Raw genomic sequence first — 6,314 nt, 5'->3', positions numbered from 1 at the left:
TATTTTTGAAAATAGAATCAAGTTATAGGTACTAATACGAAACTCCGATTTTTGAAACTTACACAGTTAATGAGATAGTGCCTTTAATTGCTTTAATTTTTCTTTGTTTATCTAACATAATGTATACCAGTAGGTAATCCAGAGGATTGCCCTTTTTTGTTCCCGCCGCTAGAACGGCCTTTTTATTTTCCTGAAGTTGTCATCAAATTCGAAGTAAAGATTATAAAGACGGTCTTTCTTCGCCTGCCAATCTGCCCAAATCTTAGCGGTTTCTTCAGTGCCCAATATTTCTCCTTCTCGATTTCTTTTCAGTTCAGAATGGGAAACGTTTGTATACCGTATACTGTAAAAAAACTGAGCTAGTAAGCGTCGTTGAGGAGATCAAAGGTATTTGCAATCGGACTGTTTTTAATTATATCTAAGTCATCCTCTGGGAAAAGAGATTTAGCGAATCCAATTAGATGATCCTTCTGTGGGATATTATAATAAATATCAAATAACAAGAGAACAAGTTTATTCTCAAAGTAGGAAATTATTGTATTGTGAGCCACTTTCGTTCACGTACCGGTTGGAATGTCTGCCACTTCCCCGCGGGAAAGTAGTGAAATATTAAAGCGGTACTAAAAAGGGAATTCTCTTAAAACTTACCTTGAATTTAAAAGGCAAATGAATCATGCTCAAATAAGATGTCTGCCGGCCTGAAACGAAATGTACTGCCCATATAGCCAAATAATGGCAAATATTGCTGAAAAATACCGTTCATCCTCGAAAGCAGTATTTCCGGTATGCCTTTTGCATCTCACCAGGTAAACCTACCCATATGAAAAGATTCCCCATCTTATTGCTCCTTTTAGGCGTTGTAATGACATCCGCCTGCACAAAAGAATACAACACTACGGAAGTCATTCCCAATTTCACGGTCGTGCATACGGTCGCCGTGGCAGACTGGACTTACACGCAGGCCGACGGCACCTATAACGCCATTATAAATATGCCTGAAATTGATAATGTGTCTTTCGAAAATGATGGGGTGATCGTGGCCGCTATGTTCGATAGAACAAATTATGAAGCGCTGCCACAGGTGTACGACGGCTACAGCTACACATTTTTCTATCAGCCCGGTTACGTATCCTTGTCCGTTCAGGGGGCTAACGGGGGGCAGGGAGCACGGCCAACCGGCCCCGTGACATTCAAAATAGTCCTGGTTCCATCCGCACAGTAATATAGGTGTAATATATACTTCCGGCAGCATCGCATTTGGGCGGTGCTGCTTTTCTTTTTTATAAATTGCTTACCTTTTATATGGAATACTGCATTGTAATATCGGGCCCGGCGTATTTTGATGCGAGATTATTTTGATAAAAAACAAAATGAAAGGCGATATCATATGAAGCATGTAAAAACGTCTATCCTGGTTAGTATCAGCCTATTATTACTCAATACTGTTCAATCCCAGCCGGTAGAGGATAAGAACGTGCTTCTTGATGGATATTTAATCTATCTGCGACCCAATTGGGTTTTTCAGCCATGTGAAGATAGTGCCGCCGATGTCCTTTCCAGTATTAATTCAAAGTCCTTTGTTCCGGGAACATTTCCGCTGAATTTTGGCGTTAACCTGCTGCCATTGGAAGGTTTTGGAAAGAAAATGTTATTGAAATATTACAATGGATTTGAGAACACCTTGCAGGAGGATACTGTGTTTTATTCCTTCTGCCGGATTAAATTGATCTTGTCGGCCGATACTTCGATGAATGCTGATTTGTTCCCTTGCCGTTATAAGATTTACCATGGTGATAAGGAATATAATTTAGGTTGCAGGTATATGATGAATGCAGTTGAATGGGTGAAACCGCTTGATAAAGCAGATAGATCAACCTATTTGGATTACCTGAAAAGCCGGGATTATCCCTTGCCGGAATGGACAATACAATTAAAAGATGGCATACGCTAAGCCGATTTGTCTGATTGCAATATTTACCAGTCTTGCAGCAATCCCCGCTCCAGGAAACCGGGAGAAAATCAAAAACCTGCAGGATTATCGGGAAATGACCTCCTGCCTGATCGGGAAAGGCTATCATAACGCTTTTACGGAAAGCAGGGCTATTGAAAGATCCAGCATTGCTGACACGGTTTTGACTGATTTCATGAAGCGTAACCGCATTGCCGTAATTCATGTTCTGGGAAGAATAATGGTTTCGCAGACGTACATGGATAAACATCTCCCCAACTACCAGGATAGCCTGATCGAGTATCATTTTTCTTATGTTCCGTTATTGGGAAAAAGTAAAGTGCTGACTTTCGATTTTTCTTCTAATCCACCCGAAAAAAGTAGCAATGAGTATGGCGTGAAGCAGACGGTGTTGGAGAAAGGAATTTATTATACCGTTCATTAGTGTATATGTCAGCAGCCGCAAGCGGGAAGAGGTGCTGAAGTATCTGGAGAATATCTCATGAAAAAAGACCTGCCATTCAGCAGGTCTTTCTAATATCTTCAACAGCTATTTCGAAATAAAATTCCCCGGAAGCCGCATGCCCTGTTCATCGCTCAGCACTTTTTCCAGCGCGTTCTGCAAAGGCTTCGGGATGGCGGATTTCACGTCGTCGGTGATGGGGTGCAACAGTTCATGGAAATCATCCTCCTCATCGTAGTATCCGAAATAGAGGAAATACTTGTCGCTGCCGTAAACGCGTAAAGAAATCTCATTGTCTTCGTCGGTGTGGGTGGTGATAACGGCCCACTGTTCGCTGTCGTTGTAATCGTGCCGGATGTCAAAAACCTTTTTGCCGAGGACTTCCGCGATTAAATTCTCCACCATTTCACCGGCTTTGGTTTTAACCATTTCTTCGTAGTTCATAATATAGCGTTTCTTATTGCGCCGAAGTTAATAAGATTCTGTTTGAAAACCGGCGGCCGGATCATTCTTTTACTTCAAAAGCACCGATAGCCCGTGGCGACCGGAACCGGGTACGGGCATGGTCGCGGTTGGCTACGGAGGCAGGGAACCCCGCTCCGGCGGCGGGACTGTCGGGCGGAATGGAAAAATCGCCTTGCCCGGCCGCAGGGAAGAGCGGGTCTTTCCCGGTAAGGCTTCCATTTTCCGGGACGGGCAGCTGCGGCCCCCGCCACCCTGGATCGCCTGCATGGAACCAGAGGTTATGGGAAAAGGTGAACGTTTCCGCCGCGGTACCGGGGCCGATGCTGCAGGCGGCGCGCATTTGGCCGTCTGTGTACACGATGTTGTTCCGGAAAGTATTGCCGCCGCATTTGGCGAAGCGGACGGTATCCTTGTTTTCCTGGAGGATGCGGATGGCCCAGCGGGCGGGTTTGTAAATGGTATTGTTGACGACGATCGATTCGGTGCAGCCGACGAACGCCACCGGCACGTCGGACCCGGTGAAGACGTTGGCGCAAACCGTCAGGCGCGCTGCTTCCCAGGCGGCGTCCGCAGGGCGGAAAAAGGCCGTACCGGTACTGCCGCCGAGGTTGATGGCGCGGCTGCCGGCGTTTTTGAAGAAGCAGGCTTCCACCCGGATGTCGCTGCTGCCGCCTTTCATCTGCACGCCGTTGGCGCCGAGGTTTTCGAACCGGCACTGGAACACCGACCCGTTATGGCAACCTACCATATCGATGCCGCTGCCGCCGGCGGCTCCGTTCAGGAATGTGCAGTGCATGACCGTGAAATCGTTGGCGCCGGATAATTTGAGAAGGTCGTTGTTTCCCGTGGCGGCCATATCCCGGAAAACGCACTGGTCGAAAACAAGGTGGTGCGCAGGGGAGGATGCCTGGCCGCCGTCGTCGAAATTAAGGCCGTTGCCCGTTTGCTTTTCGAAGACCATTCCGTGGATATGCAGGTAAGCATTCCCGCTGCCCCGCCAGGCGTTTTCGCCGCCCTGGAACACCACCGTGCCGGGTTCCGCCGCGCAAATGTAGATCCACCGGCCGGGGGCGCCCTGCAATCCGTCCAGCGAAACATTACCGGGATAGTTTCCGGGGTAGATTAATATGGAATCACCGGGAACCGCGGCCGCCGCAGCCGCCGCAAGCGTAGGATACCGCTGCCCGTGGCCCGTGTGTAAAGTAGCGGCTTTCAAAGGACCGGCAATAACGGCCATCGATGCGAGAAACAGGGAAAACAAGCGCATGAAACCGGGTTTTACTTAAAAATACAGCAAAGTTCCTGGATTATTTATCGCATTACGATAATGCGAATATGTTTTTTAAGGTCATTTTAAGGAAAAATTAATCCCGATTTTCGGTTTGAGGTTTGCAGTTTGACGGTAATCCCTTTAATTTTACACCCGTTCATCGAAATGCCGCTACCGGCATGCAAAACGGGCACGACAATTTAATAGGCTAATGACACGCTTGTTGATCGGATTTATGCTATCGGTATATATCCTCTTACTGGGAGGGTATTCGCATGCATGCCTTCAACCGGCCCGTTTCTCCCCCGGAAAGTATTTCCTCAACCTTACCGCCGACGAATTTCCGGACGACACACACTGCGAAGAAGACCAGTTCCGCAACCCCACTCCCCCAGACGCACGGGAAGCCTACGAAAAGGTAAAGGGCCTCGAAGCACAGGAAGATGAAGACACACAGTCTTTCCGGAAACAACACCTTCTTTTCCGGCTGATCCTTACTTCCTTTTTTGCCGACGCCAACCGTCTCACCGCCGTCTATCCCGAAGAACCGCTCCCATTCTGCCCACATTTTTCCTACGCAACTCCTGCGCAGTTCATTGTGCAGCGCGTGATCCGCATCTGATTCCGGAACACATGTTTCACGGCTGTTTAAGCCGCTGAGGCCTGCATCATCTTCCATCTGCAACCATTTGCGGACAGGCATTCCGTATGCCTGCAGGGAAGTATTTCTTCAATAAAACTGTTTTTCAGATTCAAACTCCATATGAAACAAATCCTCGTTTTATCGGGCTTGTGCGCCCTCCTGTGCCATACCGGCTGCCATCCGAAAGAAGAACATCATGAAGCTTCGTCCAAATTGCTGGTGACGAGCCCGCTTACCACAGACACCACTATCACCCGGGAATATGTTTGCCAGATAAAATCTATCCGCAACATCGAAGTGAGGGCCCAGGAAAAAGGGTACCTGCAGGATGTGCTGGTTGATGAAGGGCAGCATGTGAAAGCCGGGCAGCTCCTGTTCCGCATCATGCCGAAACTCTACGAAGCCGAATTGCTCAAGGCGGAAGCTGAAGCCCAGGCTGCGGAGATCGAAGTGCAGAACACAAAATCACTGGCGGATAAAAACGTGGTGTCGAAAAACGAGCTGGCCATGGCCAACGCCAAACTGAAGAAAGCCAAAGCCGAGCTCGCCCTCGCCCAGGTACACCTCGCTTTCACGGAGATCCGCGCACCGTTCGACGGTATCATCAACCACCTGCACCTCAAACTCGGCAGCCTCGTCGAAGAAGGCGACCTGCTGACCAGCCTTTCCGACAACAGCCGCATGTGGGTGTATTTCAACGTGTCGGAAGCGGAGTACCTGGATTATGCGTCCGCCATCAAACCGAAAGAAAAAATCAATGTAAACCTGCGCATGGCCAACAAGGAAGAGTTCAGTCATCCCGGCGTGGTGGAAACCATCGAGGCGGAATTCAACAACGAAACGGGCAACATCGCGTTCAGAGCTACTTTCCCGAATAGCGAAGGCCTCCTCCGGCACGGTGAAACCGGTTCGATACTCGTTCGTGAAGAGATGAAAAACGCGGTGATCATACCGCAGAAAGCCACGCTGGAGATCATGGACCGCAAATATGTGTACGTGGTGGATAAGGACAATACGGTACAGCTCCGCCCGGTGACCATCGGCGCGGAAATGCCGGATCTTTTTGTGGTGAAAGACGGATTGAAGGGGGATGAAAAAATCCTGCTCGAAGGGTTGCGCAAGGTGAAGAACAACGACAAGATCGCGTTCGACTTCGAGAATCCCCGCTCCGTTATCTCGCAGCTGGTACTGCCGTCTGAATAATACAACTACTCATTAAACAGCCAATCGAATGTTCAATATATTCATGAAACGGCCGGTCTTCGCGATCGTCATCTCCGTATTCATCATTTTTCTCGGGGTACTGGCCATCTTTTCACTGCCCACCTCGCAATTCCCATCGATTGCGCCCCCGCGCGTGATCGTGAGCGTGGCTTACCCGGGCGCCAGCGCCGACGTGCTCGTGCAATCGGTGCTCATCCCCATGGAAAAAGCCGTGAACGGCGTTCCCGGGATGAAATACATGACTTCCGACGCCGTGAGCGCCGGTGAAGCCAATATCCAGGTGGTGTTCGACCTCGGTACG

Annotated in this window: 8 protein-coding genes; 6 read left to right on the top strand and 2 right to left on the bottom strand. The window is 49.0% G+C overall.

Annotated features, from left to right (window positions below; translation table 11 throughout):
• Positions 1-820: 820 nt before the first annotated feature.
• The 3 genes from Q0510_RS07970 (at position 821) to Q0510_RS07960 (ending at position 2,393) form a co-directional block, all read left to right on the top strand.
• Positions 821-1,222: a hypothetical protein gene (locus Q0510_RS07970; protein WP_298709863.1), complete on the top strand. Its 402-nt coding sequence runs from the start codon at positions 821-823 to the stop codon at positions 1,220-1,222.
• Between the two features lie 165 nt (positions 1,223-1,387).
• On the top strand, positions 1,388-1,951 hold the full coding sequence (locus tag Q0510_RS07965) for a hypothetical protein (protein ID WP_298709861.1): 564 nt from the start codon (positions 1,388-1,390) through the stop codon (positions 1,949-1,951).
• Positions 1,938-2,393 (top strand): hypothetical protein, encoded by a 456-nt coding sequence (locus Q0510_RS07960; protein WP_298709859.1) that lies wholly within the window; start codon positions 1,938-1,940, stop codon positions 2,391-2,393. Before Q0510_RS07965 ends, Q0510_RS07960 begins: the two co-directional genes overlap by 14 nt.
• Positions 2,394-2,498: 105 nt before the next feature.
• On the opposite strand, the gene Q0510_RS07955 is transcribed toward Q0510_RS07960, so the two are convergent.
• A complete protein-coding gene (locus Q0510_RS07955; RefSeq protein WP_298709857.1) occupies positions 2,499-2,855 on the bottom strand; it encodes a hypothetical protein in 357 nt (118 codons plus the stop codon).
• A gap of 61 nt (positions 2,856-2,916) precedes the next feature.
• Positions 2,917-4,143, bottom strand: coding sequence for a right-handed parallel beta-helix repeat-containing protein (locus Q0510_RS07950; RefSeq protein ID WP_298709855.1), 1,227 nt, complete (start codon positions 4,141-4,143; stop codon positions 2,917-2,919).
• A 214-nt stretch (positions 4,144-4,357) separates the two neighbouring features.
• On the opposite strand from Q0510_RS07950, the gene Q0510_RS07945 reads away from it, so the two are divergent.
• The 3 genes from Q0510_RS07945 to Q0510_RS07935 form a co-directional block, all read left to right on the top strand.
• Positions 4,358-4,768 (top strand): hypothetical protein, encoded by a 411-nt coding sequence (locus Q0510_RS07945; protein WP_298709854.1) that lies wholly within the window; start codon positions 4,358-4,360, stop codon positions 4,766-4,768.
• Positions 4,769-4,909: 141 nt separating this feature from the next.
• The gene (locus tag Q0510_RS07940) at positions 4,910-5,992 is read left to right on the top strand and encodes an efflux RND transporter periplasmic adaptor subunit (RefSeq protein WP_298709852.1); all 1,083 of its coding nucleotides are present in this window, start codon (positions 4,910-4,912) and stop codon (positions 5,990-5,992) included.
• Between the two features lie 28 nt (positions 5,993-6,020).
• The coding region (locus Q0510_RS07935; protein WP_298709850.1) for an efflux RND transporter permease subunit at positions 6,021-6,314 on the top strand (294 nt) is incomplete at its 3' end.

This window comes from uncultured Chitinophaga sp., assembly GCF_937874145.1.
In the GTDB taxonomy this organism is placed as follows: Bacteria; Bacteroidota; Bacteroidia; order Chitinophagales; family Chitinophagaceae; genus Chitinophaga.
The sequence above is the reverse complement of the archived record's forward strand: the minus strand, read 5'-3'. Positions and strand labels throughout refer to the sequence as shown.